This window comes from Merdimmobilis hominis, assembly GCF_016901855.1.
Taxonomy (GTDB): Bacteria; Bacillota; Clostridia; order Oscillospirales; family Ruminococcaceae; genus Paludihabitans.
Genome location: NZ_JACJKY010000007.1, coordinates 57,195 through 77,092 on the forward strand (window position 1 = coordinate 57,195; position 19,898 = coordinate 77,092).

General features: G+C 48.6%; 16 protein-coding genes and 1 tRNA gene. 8 read left to right on the forward strand and 9 right to left on the reverse strand.

Annotation, left to right across the window (positions count from 1 at the left end):
* Positions 1-49: 49 nt before the first annotated feature.
* The 4 genes from H6A12_RS05805 to H6A12_RS05820 all read left to right on the forward strand — a co-directional run bounded on the left by H6A12_RS05805 (position 50) and on the right by H6A12_RS05820 (position 3,827).
* Positions 50-220, forward strand: coding sequence for a hypothetical protein (locus H6A12_RS05805; protein ID WP_204445797.1), 171 nt, complete (start codon positions 50-52; stop codon positions 218-220).
* Positions 165-938: a DNA repair protein RecO gene (gene recO, locus H6A12_RS05810; protein ID WP_204445801.1), complete on the forward strand. Its 774-nt coding sequence runs from the start codon at positions 165-167 to the stop codon at positions 936-938. Before H6A12_RS05805 ends, recO begins: the two co-directional genes overlap by 56 nt.
* A complete protein-coding gene (locus H6A12_RS05815) occupies positions 935-3,322 on the forward strand; it encodes an endonuclease MutS2 (protein ID WP_204445806.1) in 2,388 nt (795 codons plus the stop codon). Before recO ends, H6A12_RS05815 begins: the two co-directional genes overlap by 4 nt.
* A 286-nt stretch (positions 3,323-3,608) precedes the next feature.
* Positions 3,609-3,827: a hypothetical protein gene (locus H6A12_RS05820; protein WP_204445809.1), complete on the forward strand. Its 219-nt coding sequence runs from the start codon at positions 3,609-3,611 to the stop codon at positions 3,825-3,827.
* A gap of 138 nt (positions 3,828-3,965) precedes the next feature.
* On the opposite strand, the gene H6A12_RS05825 is transcribed toward H6A12_RS05820, so the two are convergent.
* The 3 genes from H6A12_RS05825 to H6A12_RS05835 all read right to left on the reverse strand — a co-directional run bounded on the left by H6A12_RS05825 (position 3,966) and on the right by H6A12_RS05835 (position 6,467).
* Complete coding sequence (locus H6A12_RS05825) at positions 3,966-5,162, reverse strand: radical SAM protein (RefSeq protein ID WP_204445810.1); 1,197 nt, start codon at positions 5,160-5,162, stop codon at positions 3,966-3,968.
* A 201-nt stretch (positions 5,163-5,363) separates the two neighbouring features.
* Positions 5,364-5,921: a flavin reductase family protein gene (locus H6A12_RS05830; RefSeq protein ID WP_204445811.1), complete on the reverse strand. Its 558-nt coding sequence runs from the start codon at positions 5,919-5,921 to the stop codon at positions 5,364-5,366.
* Positions 5,922-6,390: 469 nt separating this feature from the next.
* Positions 6,391-6,467, reverse strand: a tRNA-Val gene (locus tag H6A12_RS05835).
* 138 nt (positions 6,468-6,605) lie between these two features.
* Here H6A12_RS05835 and H6A12_RS05840 point away from each other — a divergent pair.
* Positions 6,606-7,187 carry a GNAT family N-acetyltransferase gene (locus H6A12_RS05840; RefSeq protein WP_204445812.1) on the forward strand — a complete coding sequence of 194 codons (582 nt, stop codon included), beginning with the start codon at positions 6,606-6,608 and terminating at the stop codon, positions 7,185-7,187.
* A gap of 8 nt (positions 7,188-7,195) precedes the next feature.
* Here the strand turns inward: H6A12_RS05840 and H6A12_RS05845 are convergent, their stop codons facing one another.
* From H6A12_RS05845 to H6A12_RS05870, 6 genes are all read right to left on the reverse strand, one after another.
* Complete coding sequence (locus tag H6A12_RS05845) at positions 7,196-8,917, reverse strand: ABC transporter ATP-binding protein (RefSeq protein ID WP_204445813.1); 1,722 nt, start codon at positions 8,915-8,917, stop codon at positions 7,196-7,198.
* Between the two features lie 122 nt (positions 8,918-9,039).
* Complete coding sequence (locus H6A12_RS05850; protein WP_204445814.1) at positions 9,040-9,693, reverse strand: redox-sensing transcriptional repressor Rex; 654 nt, start codon at positions 9,691-9,693, stop codon at positions 9,040-9,042.
* Between the two features lie 31 nt (positions 9,694-9,724).
* Positions 9,725-10,933 carry an NADP-dependent isocitrate dehydrogenase gene (locus H6A12_RS05855; RefSeq protein ID WP_204445816.1) on the reverse strand — a complete coding sequence of 403 codons (1,209 nt, stop codon included), beginning with the start codon at positions 10,931-10,933 and terminating at the stop codon, positions 9,725-9,727.
* A gap of 28 nt (positions 10,934-10,961) precedes the next feature.
* On the reverse strand, positions 10,962-12,899 hold the full coding sequence (locus tag H6A12_RS05860) for an aconitate hydratase (protein ID WP_204445818.1): 1,938 nt from the start codon (positions 12,897-12,899) through the stop codon (positions 10,962-10,964).
* A 187-nt stretch (positions 12,900-13,086) separates the two neighbouring features.
* Positions 13,087-14,367, reverse strand: a complete 1,281-nt coding sequence (locus tag H6A12_RS05865) for a DUF1015 domain-containing protein (RefSeq protein WP_204445820.1) — start codon at positions 14,365-14,367, stop codon at positions 13,087-13,089.
* Between the two features lie 32 nt (positions 14,368-14,399).
* Positions 14,400-14,996 carry a hypothetical protein gene (locus tag H6A12_RS05870; protein ID WP_204445822.1) on the reverse strand — a complete coding sequence of 199 codons (597 nt, stop codon included), beginning with the start codon at positions 14,994-14,996 and terminating at the stop codon, positions 14,400-14,402.
* Positions 14,997-15,246: 250 nt separating this feature from the next.
* Here H6A12_RS05870 and H6A12_RS05875 point away from each other — a divergent pair, with 250 nt between their 5' ends.
* From H6A12_RS05875 to lon, 3 genes are all read left to right on the forward strand, one after another.
* Positions 15,247-16,734 (forward strand): DUF1846 domain-containing protein, encoded by a 1,488-nt coding sequence (locus tag H6A12_RS05875; protein WP_204445824.1) that lies wholly within the window; start codon positions 15,247-15,249, stop codon positions 16,732-16,734.
* 256 nt (positions 16,735-16,990) lie between these two features.
* Entirely contained in the window at positions 16,991-17,446 is a 456-nt protein-coding gene (locus H6A12_RS05880; RefSeq protein WP_204445826.1) for a GNAT family N-acetyltransferase, read from the forward strand.
* A gap of 31 nt (positions 17,447-17,477) precedes the next feature.
* Positions 17,478-19,895, forward strand: coding sequence for an endopeptidase La (gene lon / locus H6A12_RS05885; RefSeq protein WP_204445828.1), 2,418 nt, complete (start codon positions 17,478-17,480; stop codon positions 19,893-19,895).
* Positions 19,896-19,898: the final 3 nt, after the last annotated feature.

Sequence of the window (19,898 nt, forward strand, 5' to 3'; positions counted from 1 at the left end):
ATCATAATCCGCAAAAACGGATCGGTGATTTTTGTCCGGAGGTGTTTTCGTGCAGACGGAAAAAGAAACGATGCTTTGGAACCGCTTTGAACAAAGCGGAAAGATTGACGACTATCTGTTGTATGCGCAGTGCGTACACGGCGATTTGACGGGAATGATAAGCGATGCAGAAAAAGACAAAGGGAATGATTTTAAAGGAGCGGAACATCGGGGAAAATGACCGGATTCTCACGGTATTGACGGCGGATCGCGGACTGATTGAAGTCTGTGCAAGACGCAGCCGCTCGCCGAAAAGTCCGCTGACCGGTGCGACACAGGTTCTGTGCTACAGCGAGTTTTGCCTGTTTCAGGGAAAATCGTATGAAACGGTGGACAGCGCGGAGATCATTGAATCGTTTTATGATTTGCGACTTGATGTGGTAAAGCTGTCGCTTGCGGGCTATTTTGTGCAGCTCTGCGCGTTTTTATCCCCGACAGAGGAAAACTGCGCCGAGGTACTGCGGCTGCTGCTAAACACCTGCTATTTTTTGGAGAAGGAAACGTATTCGATTGCGCATTTAAAGCCGGTGTTTGAGCTGCGAATTCTCTCCTTAAGCGGGTTTATGCCGAATGTCGTGGCATGTGACCGGTGTGCGGCGTATGAATCGGACGAAATGGTTTTTTTGCCGCTTTACGGACGTTTGATGTGCAAAGAATGCTATGAACTGTCCGAATATGCGTCGCCTGATACGATGTGCGTGCATCTGCATCCGGCGGTGCTTGCAGCAGTGCGGCATATTGTGTTTTCTCCTTTTGAGAAACTGTTTTCGTTCCAGATTCCCGCAACATGCCGCCGACAGCTTTACGATTTAGCGGAAGTCTATACGCAGATGCACACCGAAACAGAACTTAAATCCTGGACGATTTTTAATACATTATTTGACAGAGGTAACATATGATTAACGAAAAATATTGCCGGGTGCTGGAACTTGACAAAATCCTCACCCGACTTTCCGAACTGACTTGCTGTGAAACGGCGCGTCAGCGTGCGCTGTCGCTAAAGCCGAACGACAATCTTTCGATTGTAAAGGATGAAACGGCAAAAACGAACGACGCATTTTTGCTGTCGGCGCATTTCGGCACGCCCGTGTTCACAAAAATGGACGACCCCTCCGAGCACTTAAAGCTTGCACAGGTGGGCGGTATTTTAACACCGCGCGCGATTTTGAATATCGCGGCCGTCTTAAAACAGGCGCGTACGCTGCTTGAATGGTACGAGCAGTGCGCCAATGTACAGAATACATTAAAGCCGGTGTTTTCCATGCTTATGGCAAACCGCCCGCTTGAAAAACGGATTGCGTCCGTGTTTATTTCCGAGGAAGAAGTAAGCGACACGGCGAGTGATACGCTCATGTCCATCCGGCGCAAAATCCGTTCGGCAGGCAGCCGGATTCGTGAAACACTCGACAAAATGATCCGCTCATCGACGTATCAAAAGGCGTTGCAGGAAAACCTCGTCACGATGCGTGACGGACGGTATGTACTGCCGGTTAAGGCGGAGTACAAGAGCACCGTGAGCGGTTTGGTGCATGACACCTCCTCTTCGGGTGCAACGCTGTTCATTGAGCCGATGGCAGTTGTCGAGGCGAACAATGAAATCCGTGTGCTGCAATCGCAGGAGAAAGCCGAGATCGAGCGCATTTTGGCGGAGCTTTCCGCGCTGTGCGGCGAGCAGGCAGATGTGATCGCGTCCGACTTTGAAACGGTCATTGCACTCAATCTCTACTTTGCAAAGGCACGCCTTGCCGAGCAGATGAACGCGGTGCTTCCGCGGATTACCGAGGATGGGCAGATCGTGTTAAACCGCGCGCGCCATCCGCTGATTGCGAAAGAAAAGGTCGTGCCGATCACACTTTCGCTCGGACAGTCGTATCGGTCGCTCGTTGTCACCGGTCCGAATACCGGCGGTAAAACGGTTACGCTTAAAACGATCGGCTTACTCACGCTCATGACGATGTGCGGCCTGCTTGTGCCTGTTTCCGATCACAGTACGATTTCGATTTTCAAGAAGATTCTCGTTGATATCGGTGATGAGCAGAGCATCGCGCAGAACCTGTCCACTTTCTCGGCGCACATGACGAACATCGTATCGATCTTAAACGAAGCCGACGGACACAGTCTGGTGCTGGTCGATGAGCTCGGTTCCGGAACCGATCCGGTCGAGGGTGCGGCGCTTGCGCAGTCGATTTTGACGGAATTGTTCCAAAAGGGCGCCATCGTCGCGGCGACGACACACTATGCGGAGTTAAAGGTCTACGCGCTCGAAACGGAGGGTGTTGAAAACGCGTCGTGCGAGTTTGACGTAAAGACATTGCAGCCGACATACCGGCTGATGATCGGCACACCCGGCCGGTCGAATGCGTTTGAGATTTCGCGCCGGCTTGGTATCAGTGAGACGGTTCTCTCGCGGGCATCATCGCTTGTGGAGAGCGACAAAAAGAGCTTTGAGGATGTCATTGACCGGCTTGAATCATCGCGGCAGGAGAATGAGGAGAAAAACCGCGAGTTAACAGCACAGATCAAAGCACTCAAAGAGGAGCGCGAGTCACTGCGTACGGCAAACCACGATGCGATCATTCAAAAGGAGCAGATCATCGAGCAGGCACGCAAAGAGGCGAGCCGCATCGTGGATGCAGTGAAGCTTGATGCAAACCTCATTATGGATGAACTTCAGAAGCTTCGTCGTGAAAAGGAGAAAGAGGACTTCATCCGGCGAACCGGTGAGGCAAAATCACAGCTGCGCGGAAAGCTTGATAAGTTATCCGATCAAGCAAATCCGGTGGTGAAGCGGTCGAATGAGGGCTATGTGCTGCCGCGTCCGCTCAAAAAGGGCGATACAGTGCTGATTGTGGATATCGACAAGACGGCAACGGTACTTGAACTGCCGGACAAATCGGGGAATGTGCTCGTACAGGCGGGTATTATGAAAACGCGCGTGCCGGTGTCGAATCTGCGGCTTGACGAAAAGGCGAAAAAGCCGAAGCTTAACGGTGCGTCGATCCGCACGATTTCGTCGAATAAAGGGGCGAAAACGGCACGCGGTATGATGGAGCTTGATTTGCGCGGGCAGACAGTCGAGGAGGCACTCATGGAGCTTGATATGTTTATAAGCCGCAGCTTGCTTTCGCATATTGAGCAGGTGACGATCATCCACGGCAAAGGAACCGGCGCACTGCGCAGTGCAGTTCATGATTACCTAAAACACTGCAAGCAGGTCAAAACATTCCGTCTCGGCGTATACGGCGAGGGTGAAACGGGTGTTACGATCGTAACCTTTAAATAAAAAGAGAAAACCTGAAGAAAGAAAAAATGGCACAGCCAAATTGCTTGGCTGTGCTATTTTATTTTGGAAAAGAAATCATGTGGGCAGACAAAATCGATTGGAAAATGCTCCTGCCCTAAAAAAGGGATTGACAAACCGCGAGAAGTTCCGTATAATACTTGATGTTAGTTGCGACTAACCTTGTTTCTATCGGAATGCCAGAGTCAAAATTAATCGGTGTGTGTTTAAAACTTACGAACTTCGGCATGCCATAAAGCGAAAATGAATCAGGAAAAGGGGCATTAAAATGTTCAATCGAAAAAAAGCATTATTGATTGATAGTTTACTCATTGTCGTTTTTGTCGTGATGGCGGCAAGCGGTTTTGCCGTTCATTTTGCAGGGGGAAAGGCGTTCGCGATTACGCACAGTGCATCGGGTGTGCTGTTTATTGTGCTGGTGATTTTGCATATTGTAAACCATGCGAAAATGATGAAGCAAATGATGAAATCCGCGAAGAATTCATGAGAATATGCTTGGAGGATTGAAGCGTTCATCAAACGAAACGAAAACGGCACAACCGAATGTTTGGCTGTGCCGATTTATTATGCTGTCTTGTATGTCTGTTCTGTCTGTTTGTGTGGCAGACATGCTGTAACATACGTGTTATGACTGCGTCGCGTACCGCCAGATGTCGCGTTCGACGCAGACATTTAATCCGCAGCCGCCCGCGGGCGTTAGATTGTATTTTACATACAATTCCGCAAGCATTTCTTTGACTGCACGGAAATAGTCGAGGTCGGGCGGTGTCATCGAGTTCATGACCGGTTTGCCGAACGGCATCCACACGGAAGCCGACGGAATAATCCCGCGCTCCGCTAAGAATGCAGCGCCTTGTTTGAGCGCTTCGATCGACTCCAATCCGATGATAAAGTTTGAAAAGGCACGGTTTGGTCCGTATTTCTCCGCGATATAAGAAAGCGCGTCCAAGTGCCGCTGTTTGGTCGTGAACAAGCGCTTGCCCGGTGTGATGACCGCGGCACGTTCGTCGTCCCAGACTTCAAGGCTGCACGCGATTCGGTCTGCGCCCAGTGAAAAATAGCGGTCGATGATTTCATGCGATTCAGGCGGTGTGATATAGAGAAGCACTTCGCCGTTTAATCGTTTTCGCGGCAGTGCGGAAAGATATCGGGTGATGTGTGCGGCTTCTTTGTTTGCGTCAAACGTGGAACCGCCGGTGATCTGCACGCTGTTTGTACTGCAATGGTCGATGGCGTAGTTTACCACTTCACTTACGTCCTCGGGCGAGGGGATAAACGGCATCGGCTTGCCGCGCTTTGCAAGCGATTCGAACTGGCCGCCTGAGAAGCAGTATTGACAGGGCTTTCCTGCCTGCGCGTATTCACACGGCCACAGACATTGAAACGCGACCCAATCGCATCCCTGCAATACGGCGTTGCCGATATATGGCATTCCGGAAGCTGTTTTCTGCTTGTAAAAATCCGTGTGCGGCAAAAAGGTGACCGGACAGATCACTTCCTCTCCGCTGCACAGGACGGGCGTTTCATCGACAAGCCGGATACGAAAATCCGTTTTCATGTCGGAGAGATACCGAAACAGCTTTAGATTGTCCCAGGAAAACATGGATGACAGTGTCGAGAGATGAAATCCCATGTCGGTTGCCATGACGATGGTTTCATCCGGCAGCTTAAAACAGTTGCAGGTCAGTGCGTTGGCGTTTAATCGGTGCGTCGGTGAAAAACGCTGATAGACTGCTTTGTCGATGGTCAGTCCGTGGCTGACAACCAGACATTTGAGTTCCACCGAATCAATTTCACGGTTTTGATAGATGTACTTCATCATAGAAATCCCTTACCTTTATTCGTTTAAAAAGTCACTCCGTTCGGGGTGACAAATCGATCGTTTTGCTGTCATTATAGCGCATTCAAATCGAAATGTAAAGACAAATGATACACCCAAACAATAATGAATTGAGATTACATATAAAAAGCTGTCTGTACTGAAGTACAGACAGCTTTTTAAAATTGGGTTAAAAAGGTAAACTTATTTTAATTTACTGCCGTCTTTGAATGCGTTGCCGACTCGCTCGCCCAGCACATGATAGCCGTTGTTTGCCGGTTCAAAGGAGATCGGACGGAACACGTTCAGATCGAGATTGCCCGATTCATTCAGCACACGTTCATCAATGCTGATGTTCACAATCTTGCCGATGACGTTGCCGTCTTCATTCACTTTAATCAGTTCGCATTCGAGCGCAACCGGCAGTTCATCAATGAGCGGCGCGTTGACAAACGAACTTTTGGTGGTGTGGAAACCAGATTTTATGACCTTATTCGGTTCGGTATTGCCGGAAACCATTCCCACATAATCGGCCTCTGCGACATGATCAGCGTCAGCAAAGCTTAAGGTGAATGCGCCGGTTTGTTTGATGTTTGCGGTTGTTTTGTGACCTGCGCTTAAACAGATCACCACTTTGTCTTCGTCATACAGTCCGCCCCATGCAGCGTTCATGGCGTCAGGGGTACCGTCTTCGCCGTATGTTCCGATAATCAATACCGGCAGCGGATAAAACCATGATTTTGTTCCGAAATTTTTGCGCATAGGAATCCTTCCTTTCGAACAGAGCGTTTTCTTTTATTATACAACGGAATCTGCGGTAGAACAATCCCTTACGCAAAGATCACAGGTAAATTCTTTATACGGACAACTTTATTTCAGTAAAATAAAAAACCTGCGGAGTACGTGCTCACCGCAGGCAGGCCAAGACTGATTGCATTCTCATATTCTCGATGCGGGCATCTAACTTTCAGGCAAAATAAAAAACCTGCGGAGCGCGGCGGCTAAGCCGCTTTGATTTCGCGCGGGCAGTGGCTGCACCCTTTCTTACTTTGATTCCCGCGTCGAACTCACAGCAAGAGTGTTTCACTCCACAAAAACAAAAAACCTGCGGAGCGCGAATTGCTCACCGCAGGCAGGCCAAGACTGATTGCATTCTCATATTCTCGGCGCGAGCATCTAACTTTCAGGCAAAATAAAAAGCCTGGAGCGCGAATTGGCTCCAGACTCAGTCTGGTGGAGACGGAGGGGCTCGAACCCGCGACCTCACGGATGTGAACCGTGCGCTCTGACCAGCTGAGCTACGCCTCCAAACTTACAAAAATTATTATACCACAGCACCATGCTTTTTGCAAGCTTTTTTTGAGAAAATCAAATGATTTTTTATTCAGTTGCGGAAGTTTAAATATGATATAATAAAGTAAAGAAAACAAAAAAGGAGGGAGATGTATGAGGCAGTTTCAACATAGAATCGTACCGGAACAAATTGTCACAAAACGTTTGATCTTGCGCGCATTCTGCATGGAAGATGAGCAGGCAATGTTTAAAAACTGGACATCCGATCCTCAAGTTGCACGATTTATGGCGGGAAAAGCGCACAGCAGCCCTGCAATCACACGCGGTGTGCTGGAAAGCTTTTGTTATCACAGCAGCCGCGGAAATCTTCACTGGGCAATCGTGCCAAACCGTGCGTTGTGTGATGAAAATCGTTTAACAGCGGGAGAACCGATGGGTTCCGTCAGTATTGTTCGCTTTGATTCGATGCGAAAAGAGGCTGAGCTTGGCTATGCGCTTTCACGTGTACTCTGGGGACAAGGTATCATGCCGGAAGCGATTGAAGCAGTGATGGAATGGGCGGTTTCTCATCTTGGCGTGAAACAGTTTTCGGCACAGGTATTTGCCGGAAACGAAGCATCTGTGCGTGTATTGAAAAAATGCGGGTTTTCCCATACATCCACACGACAAGACGGTGCGTGCAGAAATACAGGAGAACCCGCAGATGTTCTGGTATTCAAAAAACGTGGACGATAACGGGAAAATCACGAAAGATTCTTAAACTGAGATTCATACAGCTGTGCGTACAGTCCGTGATTTTGTAAGAGTTCTTCGTGTGTGCCTGTTTCTTCAATGCCGTTGGATGTGAGCACAACGATCAAATCGGCGTTTTTGATTGTTGACAGGCGGTGTGCAACCACGAGCGTTGTTTTGTTTTGACTTAATGTATCAAGCGCGGACTGAATCATCTGTTCGGTTGCGTTGTCAAGTGCTGAAGTCGCCTCATCAAGAATCAGAATCGGCGGGTTCTTTAAGAACAGCCGTGCGATCGAAAGACGCTGTTTTTGGCCGCCGGAAAGCTTCACGCCGCGTTCTCCGATGAATGTATCGTATCCATCAGGAAGTGTGGAAACAAAATCGTGGATATTGGCAAGCTTCGCCGCATGAATAATTTCTTCTTCAGAAGCATCCAGATTGCCGTAAGCAATGTTGTCGCGGATGGTTCCGGTGAACAGGAATACGTCCTGCTGCACAATGCCGATGTTTCTGCGCAGGGAATCTCTCGTGAGAGAGCGGATGTCCATGCCGTCAATCGTGATCGCGCCGTCGTCAATTTCGTAAAACCGCGGAATCAAGTGGCAAAGTGTTGTTTTGCCGCTGCCGGACGGACCGACAAACGCAACCGTTTTTCCGGCGGGAACAGACAAACTGACGTGTGAAAGAACGGCTGCGCCGTCTTCTTCATAGGTGAATGTGACATCGTCAAACGTGATGTTTCCGTCAAGATGCGCAGCATCGAGTGCATCAGGGGATTCTGTTTCACTTTTCGTGTCCATGATTTCGCAGTAACGCTCAAATCCGCTCATACCGTTTTGCAGCTGTTCGATAAAGTCGATGATGCGGCGGATTGGGGTTAAGAAAAGATTGATGTAGAGCATGTATTTGAAAAATTCACCGGTCGTAATCATCCCGTAGAAACAGCACAGACCGCCGCCCACCAATACGACAAGGTTTAAAATGTCGGTGAGCAGTCCCATGCCGGAGTGAAACTCACCCATCGTGCGATAGGCGAATTCCCGCGCTTTTAAAAAGGCACGGTTGCTTTTTGAAAATTTCCGTTCTTCATGGGATGCGTTTGTGAATGCTTTTGCAACACGGATGCCTGCAATGCTGTTTTCAAGATCGGCGTTGACCTCTGCGATTTCCACACGCGTTTGTTTGAATGCACGTCCCATTCGTTTGCGCATTTTAATAGCAAACAGCAAAAGAATCGGAATCAGTGCGAAAATGCAAACCGTTAAAATCGGATTGATCGTAATTAAAATGCAGAAACTTCCGATAAACATGATCGCTGAGATAAACAAATTCTCAGGACCGTGATGTGCAAGCTCGGAAATCTCCATCAGGTCGTTGACAATCCGCGACATGATCGCACCGGTTTTGTGCGTATCAAAAAAGGAAAAAGGGAGTGTCTGCATATGCGAAAAGATCTCTTTTCGCATCGCTGCCTGCATGCGCACGCCGACACAGTGGCCATAGTACTGCACAATATAGTTCATGCATGCCTTCAAAATAAAAATGCCAAGCAGTGCAGCACCCCAAATGAGCATCAAATTGAGCTGCCGGTTTGGGATATATTTGTCGATCATATCACCCGTGATCGTTGGAAAAAACAAATCGCACAGCGCCGCAATCAATGCGCAGAACATATCAAGGCAAAACAGCGGCAGATGCGGCTTGTAATAGGAAATAAATCGTTTGATCATAAAGCCCCTCTTTTCTTCTCTTTTTCTTTTGTTTTATTGTATCATGCTCAAAATTTTTCGTCAAGAATCGCAAGAACCGGCAATCTTAGGACTGCCGGTTCTTTTTTGGCTGTGAATCTTTTTTAGTTTTCTTCAGACAGCAGCGTCTTGAGCTCATAGCTTAGTGTCATCAAGCTGTCGCTCATATGAACGTTTTCCACAACGATACCGCGTTCTTTTTGGTTTAAAGCAAGGTCATAATGACTGAAGTTCCAAAATCCTTTTACGCCTGCATCGATCAACCGATCACTGATTTCTTTTGTTACCGTTTTTGGAATACACAAAATGGCAGCAGTCGGATGATAGACACGGCAGAACGGCTCAATTTTATCGGTAGAACGTACCAAAACGCCTTTGATTGTTTGACCGATCAGCGCCGGATTTTCGTCAAAAATGCCAATCAGCCGAAATCCGCGCTGTTCAAATTCCATGTGGTTTGCCACTGCGCGGCCAAGATTGCCTGCACCGATCAAAATGGCATCCACCTGACGGTCAAGTCCGAGAATTGATGCGATTTCTTCGTAGAGTACATTGACGTTATATCCGTATCCCTGCTGACCAAATCCGCCGAAGCAGTTTAAATCCTGACGGATCTGCGAGGCTGTAATCCCCATTTTTTCTGACAAAAGACGGGAAGAAATTCGGGTGACCCCTTGATTCAACAGCTCGCCTAAAAACCGGTAGTAACGGGGAAGACGCTTAATCACCGCTTTTGAGATATTTTTTTCGTGTGCCATGTGTCAAAAGACCTTTCTGTGTGGTAAAAAATCAAAGAAGCGCCTGCAGGCGGACGTTGATCTCGTTTAAGAATGTTTCGGTATCAACGGTCTGCTTTGTTTCGAGTGTGGATAAGCGATACAGGTCTCCTGTCATCACGCCGTCTTCGATCGTCTGAACAGCGGCCTGTTCAAGCTTTTTCGCAAACGTCATGAGCGCTTCGTTTTGGTCGAGCTCGCCGCGTTTATATAAAGCGCCCGTCCATGCAAACAGCGTTGCAATCGAGTTTGTGGAGGTTGTTTCGCCTTTTAAGTATTTGTAGTAGTGGCGAGTAACGGTGCCGTGCGCTGCTTCATACTCATACACGCCGTCCGGTGAAACGAGCACAGAAGTCATCATGCCGAGCGAGCCGAATGCGGTTGCCACCATGTCGGACATAACGTCGCCGTCATAGTTTTTGCATGCCCAGATGAAGCCGCCATCACTGCGGATGACGCGTGCAACTGCATCGTCGATGAGTGTGTAGAAATATTCGATGCCTGCCGCTTCAAACCGCTCTTTGTATTCGGTTTCGTAGACTTCGTTGAAGAGATCTTTGAAGCGGTGGTCATACTGTTTGGAGATTGTGTCTTTTGTTGCGAACCAGATGTCCTCTTTCTGGTCGAGCGCGAAGTTTAAGCAAGCGCGTGCGAAGCTTTTAATGCTGTCGTCGAGGTTGTGAACGCCCTGCACAATGCCGTCGCCTTTAAAGTCGTGAATGAGCGCGCGCTCCTCTGTGCCGTCAGGATTGGTGATAACCAATTCCGCTTTTGCACCGGCTTTGACGCGGAGCTCTGTGTTTTTATAGATATCGCCGTATGCATGACGGGCGATCGTGATCGGTTTTTTCCAGGTGGAAACGTACGGCTCAATGCCTTTGACAATGATCGGTTTGCGGAATACAGTGCCGTCCAAAATCGCACGGATTGTGCCGTTCGGGCTTTTCCACATCTCTTTGAGGGTATACTCCTTCATGCGGTCTGCATTCGGTGTGATCGTCGCGCATTTGACAGCAACGCCGTATTTTTTGGTGGCGTTTGCAGAGTCAATCGTGACCTGATCATTCGTTTCATTGCGGTGTACGAGACCCAAGTCGTAATATTCCGTATTGAGATCAATATACGGTGTTAACAGGATATCTTTGATCATTTTCCAGATGACACGGGTCATCTCGTCGCCGTCCATCTCGACGAGCGGCGTTGTCATTTTGATTTTTTCCATGGGACGAATCCTCCTTATCGTATGAAAATCAGCCGAGCTGTTGTTTTGTATAGTTTAATAAGCCGCCTGCAAGAATGATATCTTTCGAACGGCCGGACAAATCGCACGAAACCGGAATCTGAATGCCCTTTGTCACGTTTTCGACAACGATTTCACCGTCATTTTCGATTGTCTTGCGGATATCTTTAAGCAGGAGCACGTCATCCTGATCGATCTTCTCGTAATCTGCTTCGTTTTTGAAGGTGAGCGGCAGAATGCCGGCGTTAATCAGGTTTGCACGGTGAATGCGGGCAAAGGACTGCACCAAAACAGCTTTGACACCCAAATACAGCGGTGCGAGTGCAGCGTGTTCACGCGAGGAGCCTTGTCCGTAGTTTGCGCCGCCGACAATGATACTCTGTTTCAATGAGAGCGCACGCTCCGGGAAGGTTTTATCGCACACGGTGAAGCAGTGCATGGAGATCGCCGGAATGTTCGAACGAAGCGGCAGGATTTTCGCACCGGCCGGCATGATGTGGTCGGTTGTGATGTTGTCGCCGACTTTCAGTGCACACGGTGCTTCGATTGTTTCGTCGAGCGGGGTGGTCACCGGGAACGGTTTGATGTTCGGACCGCGCAGGATTTCGACAGAATCCATCTCTTCTTCGGAAGCCGGCGGAACGATCATGTTGTCGTTGATTAAGAACGACTCCGGCAGGGTAAACGCCGGCATTTCACCGAGCACCTCGCTCGGATCGGTCAAGTAGCCGGTGAGCGCCGATACAGCGGCAACCTCCGGGCTTACAAGATAGATCTGGCCGTCGGCAGTGCCCGAACGTCCTTCAAAGTTACGGTTGAATGTACGGAGCGAAACACCTTTGGAGTTCGGCGACTGTCCCATGCCGATGCACGGACCGCATGCACATTCGAGAATGCGCGCGCCTGCCGCAATCAGATCTGCCAAGAGGCCGTTTTGCGCCATCATCTGGAATACCTGCTTCGAACCCGGCGCAATCGAAAGGCTTACGTCCGGATGACAGGTCTTTCCTTTTAAAATATAAGCAACTTTCATCATGTCGAGCAGCGAGGAGTTTGTGCACGAGCCGATGCAGACCTGATCGACTTTCAGTTTGCCGATCTCCGGAATTGTTTTGACGCGATCCGGGCTGTGCGGACAAGCTGCCATCGGTGCAATCGCAGACAGGTCGATGTTGTATACTTCATCATAGACTGCGTCGTCATCGGCTTTGACTTCGCACCAGTCCTCTTCGCGGCCCTGTGCTTTTAAGAATGCACGGGTGATTTCGTCAGACGGGAAAATCGAAGTGGTTGCGCCGAGTTCTGCGCCCATGTTCGTGATCGTTGCACGCTCCGGAACAGAGAGTGTTTTGACGCCTTCGCCGCCGTATTCAATTACTTTTCCGACGCCGCCTTTGACAGACAGCAGACGCAGTACTTCCAAAATAATATCTTTTGCGGCAACCCACGGACGAAGTTTGCCGGTCAAATTGATGCGAACCATTTTCGGTGCGGTGATGTAGTAAGCGCCGCCGCCCATTGCAACTGCTACGTCAAGACCGCCTGCACCCATTGCAAACATGCCGATGCCGCCGGCAGTCGGGGTGTGGCTGTCCGAACCGATCAGCGTTTTGCCCGGTTTTGCAAAGCGCTCGAGATGTACCTGGTGGCAGATACCGTTGCCCGGACGAGAAAAATAAATGCCGTGCTTTTTGGCGATCGAACCGATAAAACGGTGGTCGTCAGCATTTTCAAAACCCGACTGCAGCGTATTGTGATCAATATATGCAACGCTTCGTTCTGTCTGAACACGTTTTACGCCCATTGCCTCAAACTCAAGATACGCCATTGTACCGGTGGCATCCTGCGTGAGTGTCTGGTCAATTTTCAAACCGATTTCATTGCCTTTTTCGAAGGTTCCGTCAACAACGTGCGCCGACAGAATTTTCTCTGCGATTGTAAGTCCCATAGCAAACTCCGTTTCTCCGGTGCGGATGAAAAACTGGAAATCCGGGCGCCGGTCCGGTGTGCAATCTGCACGATTTCCACGTTCATTTTTTATTAGAATCCATCCATTTTATTTTATATGATTCCCAGTCGCTTGTCAATAGTTTAACGGGCTAAAGCAAAAGAGCAGCCATGCGGCTGCTCCTTATTTATTCTTGTGTTTGTTTGATTTTTCTGGCTTCCCAGTAAAAGCGTTTGTCGCACGCTTCGCCCATGGAAAATGTTTTTCTCGGAAGTGCACCGTCCACAATTACTGAAGGAAAGAGCTCCTCTTTTTTCATCGGCTCTAAGATGAATCCCAGTGTGTTCGGCTGTTCACTGAGCTTTAATACGACATCTTCGCCGTGAATATAGTCGACCTCGCCCGGCCGTTTCTTTAAATATTCATCCAAAAACGACTGTAAATCGCCGACTGCCAAGCTGTGGGCCGTTTCTGTGAGATAAACGGTGCGTTTTTCACCGTTTTGTACAACGGTAAGCTTGTGAGCGCCCGGAACCGGTGTATCCGACGGGGAGAATGCGATTTCAAGCGCGTTTAACACCCTCTGCGGCTCGATATCAAACAGCACACGATGGATTGCCTCGAATTCGAGCGATTCGTCATACAGGTTTACGACTTCGACAAGCGCATACCGTGCCGGATGCTGAAGTGCTTCGTCCACACCGATGCGTTCTTTTAATTCAAGATATGCTTTTTTCGCAGTGGCAAGCGAGTGGTTGCCGTCACCAACTGCATACTGTAGCACCGGTGCGCCGGTGATGCCGTATTTCTTGAAAAATATTTCCTCGTCGGCAAGCGTTTCGAGTGCCGTGACAACACGCTGTTTTTGTGTATCATCCAATAAATAGCCGCGCAGATGACCGCTTTCCATCATGAGATCAAAGTCATACAGTTTATCCTGCGTCTGTGACCAGCTTTCAAGCGGTTCAATAATCGAACGGGAAGCGTCGTCAATGAGCAGCATCACGTGCGGCAGCTCGAGCGGCGCATTTTTGCGGATGCGGACGCGCGGCGGAATCCGTTCAAGCACGGTTCCTTCAGTTGCACGGACACGGCTGGTTGAACCTTGTGTGTACTGATACTCTTCCAAATCAATTTTTCCGATCAGACCTCTGCGGATTTTTCCGTTTTTTAAAGTACGCTCGGTATAAATGATTGCGTTTGGATATGTCGAGAACAGTCCGGCATTCAAATAGTTTGTCATTGCGACGTTGATTGACATAATCCGTGCGTCGAAATCTGCCGTTTTAAAATCTGCTTCCGGAAAGATCAGGTGCAGTGCAGACGGATGCTTTCCGACGAGTTCGCGTACCTCCGCCCAATACTGCGGTTCAGAAGTATATTGGTCACAGGCAACCACGCTGAAAGCGGAAGGATTTTCGCCGTTATAAAGCAAGATATCAGCAGGGGAAAATACAAATCGGTTCATAATAAAGAACAGCTCCTTGTCGTATGAAAAAATTATAATTCTCCGTTTAAGGTAATTTCAGATACAGCGTCGTTTACGAACGTGATGTAGACTTCGGCAGATTGATTGTTTTCGCCGTACCAGCCATAGGTATAATATGCTTCTCCCTGAACAGTAGTACCGTTATCCGCCAAAACACCGTCATCACCGATAATAGCACTGACATGTGCATACGACATTCCTTTTTTAATTTTCGCATATTCCTCTGCACTGATTCCGCCTACATTCTGCGACTGCTGCGCGGAAGGCGTTTGTGATTCCTCCGGCACAGAAGGCGACGAGGGTGAAAACAAACGAAGCTGAGAAACAGTCAAAATGAAAAGAAAAACGGAAAGCACACAAAGAACGGTCAGCGAAATAATCAGCCCGGTGTGAAGCCGTCTGCGCGGAGGCATTTGCGGGGGCAGATGCATTTCATGCACAAAGCTGTTCGGCTGATCCTGCATGGTATCGTGACCGCACAAGCCGCAGAAACGTTCGCGAACAGGCGCGCCGCAATACGGACAAACACGGCCCTCCTGCTGTGCAGGCGGTATATCAAACGATGCGTCCTGCGCTTCGTTTTGGGGTTCGTTCATATATTCATTCATGTAAAAACTCCTTGTGACTCATATACAGATGAAATGAATGGAAAATGGAAATCTGCAAAATATAACATTAAGATTTCAGAGAAAAATACTCAAAAACATTATACCGCAAAAAGTCGGACGTGTCATTAAAAATATGAAAATTAAATAAAATTATGCCGAAGAAACACGCTTGTAATCGACATGCAAAAATGATAAAATAGACTGAATTGAAAAATAGCCGGTGTATGATAGGCGGAAAAGGATGGGAAATATGTCGAAAATCGGATTTGATAATGCATTGTACGTCCAAAAACAGGCGGAATATATCAGAAAACGAATTGAACAGTTTGACAACAAGCTGTATTTGGAGTTTGGCGGAAAGCTGTTTGATGATTTTCATGCATCACGCGTGCTTCCGGGATTTGATCCGAGTGCAAAAGTAAAACTGCTGATGGAATTTAAGGACAGCGCGGAAATCATCTTCTGTATCAATGCAGGAGACATTGAAAAGAAAAAGATTCGTGCAGACTTTGGTATTACGTATGATCTTGACTTGCTGCGCGTTATCGACAATCTGCGCGGTATGGGTTTGCTTGTGAGCAGCGTCGTCATCACACGCTACAGTGATCAGCCGGCAGCAGACAGCTTTAAACAAAAACTCGAATCCCGCGGACTGCGCACCTATCTGCACCGTTCCACACCGGGATATCCGACTGAGGTCGATTTGATTGTAAGCGATGAGGGATTCGGTGCAAACCCGTATATTGAAACAACAAAACCGCTCGTTGTTGTCACAGCACCGGGTCCGTGCAGCGGCAAGCTGGCAACCTGTTTGTCGCAGCTTTACCATGAATACAGAAACGATGTTCATGCAGGCTACGCAAAATTTGAAACATTCCCGATTTGGAATATTCCGCTGAAACATCCGGTGAATCTGGCGTATGAAGCGGCTACTGCTGACTTAAAAGACGTCAACATGATCGACCCGTTCCATTTGGAAGCATACGGCAAAACAGCCGTCAACTATAACCGTGACATCGAGGTATTCCCGATTGTGCGTGCAATTCTCGAGCGCATTACCGGCAGAGATGATATTTATCGTTCTCCGACCGATATGGGTGTCAATATGGCTGGCTTTGCAATCTGTGATGACGCAGTTGTTTCGGAAGCTGCAAAACAGGAGATTCTGCGCCGCCGTTATAAAGCGCTTTGTGATGTGCGTCAGGGACTTGCTGACGAGGAAACAGCAGGCCGTATTGAACTGATCTTAAAACAGCTGTCGATCAGCGCAAAAGATCGTCCGGTCATTGCTGCGGCAAACGAAAAGAGCAAAGAGAGCGGTGTTCCGGTCATGGCGATCATGCTGTCTGACGGCAAGATTGTCACAGGCAAGCAGTCGAACCTCATGACATCAGCTGCAGCTGCTGTGTTAAACTGTATCAAGGTGCTCGCACGCCTGCCCGATGAACTGCATTTGATTTCCCCGAACGTCATTGAACCGATTATTGATTTAAAAGGAAATGTCCTGCGTATGAAGCAGACGGTTTTGAGTTTAGAAGAAGTGCTGCTTGCACTTGCTGTTAGTGCTGCCTCCAATGAAATCGTAGCATTTGCGATGTCAAAACTTCCGGCTCTTGCAGGATGCGAGGCGCATTGCTCGCGTATGATCGGACAGGACGATGACTCGGCGCTTAAAAAATTGCAGGTCAACTTAACCTGCGAGCCGCATTTCCCGACAAAAGATCTGTTCTATCAATAAAAAGCAGACACAGTCTGTAAAAACGGGCGAACCGATGACCGGTTCGCCCGTTTTGTTCACAGAATATGCTTGAACTATTTACAGGAATCCATTATCATGATATGATAAACAAGATTATATCAAAAGGAAAGATACAATGAAAAAGCGTACAGTACAACTTGCTGCCGGAATTATGGCGGGTATCATGCTGCTCGGCAGTGTTGCCGGCGTTTTGATCATGGTTGTTTTTGGGGTATAGTTTTTGGAGGGTTATTTTATGAATTACGAAATTCGCAAAGCAAATCCGTCGGATGCAAAGGCTATTTTTTCGATGATTTGTGAGCTTGCAGAATATGAAAAAATGACAAATGATGTGATCGGTACTGCCGAAATGCTTTATGATCACCTTGAAAAAGAGCAGGTGTTTGCGTTTTTGCTGGAAGCGGACGGCACACCGGTCGGCTTTGCACTTTATTTTTACAACTACTCGACGTTTAAAGGACGCAGAGGATTATATCTTGAAGATTTGTACATCAAACCACAACACCGCAAAGGCGGATACGGCAAAAAGCTTTTAGAAACGCTGATTGCCACTGCAAAAGCGGAGCACTGCGGCCGAATGGAATGGAGCTGCCTGAATTGGAACGAGCCGTCCATTGCATTTTACCGCCATATGGGTGCAAAACCGATGGATGAATGGACAGTCTGGCGCTTGGATGAGAGCCAGTTTTAAGAAATGTTTGAAATAAAGAAAGGGAAAAGGAATGGATCAAGAGAGAAACAGCAGATCTGTCCAGGCAATGCCAACACTCGCACTGCGGGGACTGGTGGCGTTTCCGGATGTGACCATGCACTTTGATGTGAAACGGCCGAAGTCAATCCTTGCGATTAAAGCGGCAATGGATCTGCAAAGAGAGCTATTTATTGTAACACAGGAAAATATCGAAGCAGAGGACCCGAATGAAGAGGATTTGTATCAGATCGGCGTCGTCTGCACCATCAAACAGCTGTTGAAAACAGATGAAAGCACGATTCGTGTACTCATCGAGGGAAAATATCGTGCAAAGCTTGTAAGTGTATTGAGCACAGAGCCGTTCTTGCTTTGTGATATCCGCAAAATGCCGAAAACATCGCGCAAAAAGCACACAGCCGAGGAAATGGAAGGGCTGATGCGTTTGGTGAAAACGATGTTCGGACAGTACTGTGCGGCGCTTCCGAATGTGTCGCGCGATATTGTTTCGCGTGCCATGGCAAAAGAAACGCCCGAAGAATTGTTCACAGCGATTGTCCCGAATCTGCTGTGTGCATATGAGGATAAACAGGTGCTTTTGGAGCAGACCGGTGCATACGCAAGTTTAGAAGCGCTCGCTGAGGTGCTCGATCACGAATGCACATTGCTTGAGATTGAGCACGATATCTTTGAAAAAGTCAAAGAGAAAATGGACAGAAATCAGCGCGACTACTTTTTAAGAGAGCAGATGCGTGTCATCCAGGAGGAACTCGGCGAAGGCGCGGAGCTGCCGCAGGAAGAAGCTGCAGAATTCGAAGAAAAAATCCGTGCGATCAAAAATATCTCGGACGAATCGCGTGAAAAGCTGTTAAAAGAATGCGAGCGGTTGAATCGGCTGCCGATGCAGTCGCAGGAAGCGAATGTGATTCAGTCGTATCTTGAGGTGTGCCTTGATCTGCCGTGGGATACGTACACCACCGATGTGCTTGACATCAAAAAGGCAAGCGCACAGCTTGAGGCAGATCATTACGGTTTGGAAAAAGTCAAAGAGCGTATTCTTGAATTGCTCGCCGTGCGTGCACTTGCACCTGATTTAAAAGGACAGATCATTTGTCTGGTGGGCCCGCCGGGTGTCGGTAAAACATCGATCGCCGCATCGGTTGCAAAAGCGCTCGGCCGTCGTTATGTGCGGGTATCTTTGGGCGGTGTAACCGATGAAAGCGAAATCCGCGGTCACCGGAAAACATACCTGGGCTCCATGCCCGGACGTATTATCAATGCGTTCCGTCAGGCAAAAACGTACAACCCGCTCGTTTTGTTCGATGAGATTGATAAACTCGGAAACGACTATCGCGGCGATCCGGCGGCGGCAATGCTTGAAACGCTCGATCCGGAGCAAAATGTGGCGTTTGTCGACCGTTATGTTGAAATTCCGTTTGATTTAAGCCGTGCATTGTTCATCACAACAGCAAACAGCCTGCAGGGAATTCCCGGTCCGCTGCGCGACCGTATGGAAATCATCGAGCTGCCGAGCTATACGAGAGAGGAAAAATTCCAGATTGCAAAACGCCATCTTGTGAAAAAACAGGTTGAGAAAAACGGACTCACCTCCCGTATGATTTCGGTACGCGACGACGCGCTGTATGAAATTGTGGATGGGTATACCAAGGAAGCCGGCGTTCGTACACTAGAGCGTCAGATCGGTGCGGTTTGCCGCAAGGCTGCAAAAATGATCGTGTCGGGCGAGAAAAAGCGCGTGACCGTGACGAAACCGTCGCTTGAATCGCTGCTCGGTCCGGCGAAATTCCGTCGTCCCGATGCCATTTGTGAAGATCAGGTGGGCGTTGTCGGTGGTCTTGCATGGACAAGTGTCGGCGGTGAAATGCTCGAGATTGAATGTGCAGTCATGGAAGGAAACGGGAAAATCAAGCTGACCGGCAGTTTGGGCGACGTGATGAAGGAATCAGCTGAAATCGCAGTAAGCTATGTGCGCACCGTCGCAAAACAATATGGCATCAGCGAAGACTTTTACAAGACAAAAGATCTTCATATTCATGCACCGGAGGGCGCTGTGCCGAAAGACGGCCCGTCCGCAGGTGTCACAATGGTGACAGCACTTGTTTCCGCACTGTCTAAAATGCCGGTACGCGGCGATGTGGCAATGACCGGCGAGATTTCGCTGCGTGGACGTGTGATGCCGATTGGCGGTTTGCGTGAAAAATCAATGGCAGCATATCGCGAGAATAAAAAAATTGTCGTCATTCCGTATGAGAATGCACCCGACCTGCACGAAGTGGATGCTGTTGTCAAAGAGGCAATCACCTTTATGCCGGTGAAAACGATCCGCGAAGTGCTCGATATCGCGCTGATTAAAGCAAAGCATGCCGATCAGCAGTCTGAGGTATGGGCAGAGAGCGAGCCGACGTGTGAGCCGGCTTCGGTACGCATTTGAAAA